This window comes from Olsenella uli, from assembly GCF_901212675.1.
Classification (GTDB): domain Bacteria; phylum Actinomycetota; class Coriobacteriia; order Coriobacteriales; family Atopobiaceae; genus Parolsenella; species Parolsenella uli_B.
Genome location: NZ_CAAKOQ010000048.1, coordinates 1 through 2,450 on the forward strand (window position 1 = coordinate 1; position 2,450 = coordinate 2,450).

The following is a 2,450-nucleotide window of genomic DNA, read 5'->3' on the forward strand; positions in this document are numbered from 1 at the left end:
GCCCCTTTTCATGCCGAGGCTACGCCGCGCCGCACGACCTCACGACGAGCGCGACCACCACGACCAGCGCCACGGCCGCGACGCCCAGGGCCAGCAGAAACGCCCGCGAGGTCGCGGCCGCCTGGGGACGGCCGGAGAGCGACGGGATGCTCCAGCCGCCGTTGCGCGCGGCCTTGTCGCGAAACTGGGGAATGTCGCCGCGGCCGACGAGGATCGTACTGGGGCTCGTGCGCCCCGCGAGCGTCGAGCGGCCAAAGAGTCCACCCTTGCCGGAGCGGCCTGAGCCGGTCAGCCGCACGTTGGGGACGCGGCCGCGCGAGCCGGTGGCCCCGCTCAGGCGGTAGCTGGGGCCCGTGCTCTCGGAGGACCTGCGACCAAAGCCGCGGCCCACGCCACGCGCACCGGCACGGCTGCGGCCGTCTCGCCTGTCTCGCATGCGGTCCCCTCCCTTGTATCCTTGTCCGACTGGGCCGGGCACGGAGCGACCCCCCCCCGGCCGGGCAACGGTGCGAATCGCAGCCCGCCGGCCGTCGCGCTGCGGCTTGCCTCCGGTCGCGCTGCGGCGGCCTCGCTCCAGCGGTCCCGCTGCGGCCCATCTTCACCTGATGCACAAGCGTAGCGCCCCTCCGCAACGGACACGCCGCGCTTCCGGTACAGTGACTGTAACAATTCGCCGAGCGGTCGGTTTTCTTCCGCATACGGCATTTCCGCAGCAAGTCCGTGCCGTGGTGCCCCAGAGACCACGACGCGGCACAGTCAGACAGGACCAGCATGACCCAGAGCACCACCCCCGCCGTGGACGAGCGCACCGCCGCCACGGCAACCACGCATGACGAGACGGTGGAGCAGGACGCGGCCACCGCGACCGCGAACGAGGCCGCCGACGCCGCGGCCGACACCCCCGCCTTCTCCGACCTCGGCCTTTCCGACGCCGTCCTCGAGGCCGTGCGCGACCTTGGCTACGAGACGCCCTCGCCCGTTCAGGCGCAGGCCATCCCCTACGCGCTCGAGGGCCGCGACCTGCTGGCCGCCGCCCAGACCGGCACCGGCAAGACGGCCGCCTTCCTCCTGCCAACCATGAGCCGCCTGCCGCGCGCGCCGCGCCACCACGGCCCGCTCATGCTCGCGGTGACGCCCACGCGCGAGCTTGCCCAGCAGATTGAGGATGTCTGCGAGACCATCGCCAAGCGCACGCATCACCGCAGCGTGACGGTAGTGGGCGGCCTGAGCTACGAGCCGCAGAAGGCCGCCTTGCACTGCGGCTGCGACATCCTCGTGGCCACGCCCGGCCGTCTCGTCGACCTCATCGAGCAGGGCGAGGCCAACCTCAGCGAGGTCCAGGTGCTCGTGCTCGACGAGGCCGACCGCATGCTTGACATGGGCTTTCTCCCCGCGATGCGCAAGATTGTGCGCCAGACGCCGGCCACGCGCCAGACGATGCTCTTCTCGGCCACGCTTGACGAGGGGGCCATCGGCGGCATCCGCGACCTCGTGAGCGACCCGGCCGTCGTGGAGATCGCCCACAAGGGCACCGTGGCCGACACGATCGACCAGTTCGTGCTGCCCGTGTCGCTCGAGGCCAAGAACGCCCTGCTTGCGGAGGTGCTCAAGGCCGAGGGCCCCAGCCACGTCATCGTCTTCACGCGCACCAAGCACCGTGCCGACTCCTGCTGCCGACGCCTGCGCCGCGCGGGCATCTCGTGCGCGCCGATTCACGGAAACCGCAGCCAGAACCAGCGCGAGCGCGCGCTGGCGAGCTTCCGCGACGGCAAGACCGACGTGCTCGTGGCCACCGACGTGCTGGCGCGCGGCATCGACGTGTCGGACGTGCGCTACGTGATCAACTTTGATGTGCCGTCCGACCCCGAGGACTACATCCACCGCATCGGACGCACGGGCCGCGCCGGCGAGACGGGGTGGGCGCTTACGTTTGTGACCTGCGACGACTTTGGCGACCTGCGCGACTGCGAGCGCCTCATGGGGCAGGTCGTGCCCACCTACGAGCGCGCCGGTGCCTTTGAGCTGGGTAGCGAGCCGCCCGAGCTCGACCCCAACCGCTCGGCCGAGAAGCCGCGTCGCGGCGAGCCCGGCTCGGGCAAGCGCAAGCGCGGTGGCAGGCACAAGAAGCAGGCGGGCGAGGCTGCGCCGAGCGGTCGCAGCGGGTCGGCGCGCGGCGAGCGCGGGGGCCGTGGCGCAGGTCAGGGGCACAAGCGCGCAGGTCAAAGTGCCAGTCGCGGTGGGCGCGAGCGCACGGGCGAGGACGTTGACGTGGAGCTCCTCTCCGAGAAGGAGCGCGCCGCCATCGAGCGCAGCCAGGGTCGCGGGGCACAGGGCACCCGTGGCGGCAGGCGCAACCGCGGCGGCGAGGCCGCGGCGCGCGACGGTCGTACGCGCCAGGGCGGCCGCAAGGCGCAGGGTGGGCGTGGCGCCCGCTCGGACCGCGGAGCGCA

The 2,450-nt window shown here is 72.5% G+C and carries 2 protein-coding genes; one reads left to right on the forward strand and one right to left on the reverse strand.

Features of this window, described 5'->3' with window-relative positions; translation table 11 throughout:
• Window positions 1–19: 19 nt before the first annotated feature.
• The gene (locus EFAMC1_RS08030) at window positions 20–436 is read right to left on the reverse strand and encodes a hypothetical protein (RefSeq protein ID WP_154053778.1); all 417 of its coding nucleotides are present in this window, start codon (window positions 434–436) and stop codon (window positions 20–22) included.
• A gap of 335 nt (window positions 437–771) precedes the next feature.
• On the opposite strand from EFAMC1_RS08030, the gene EFAMC1_RS08035 reads away from it, so the two are divergent.
• Window positions 772–2,450: DEAD/DEAH box helicase (locus tag EFAMC1_RS08035; RefSeq protein ID WP_154053779.1), on the forward strand; the 1,679-nt coding region annotated here is incomplete at its 3' end.

Coding starts and splice junctions, on each gene's coding strand:
- EFAMC1_RS08030 (WP_154053778.1), bottom strand. CDS start 436: ATGCGAGACAGGCGAGACGGCCGCAGCCGTGCCGGTGCGCGTGGCGTG.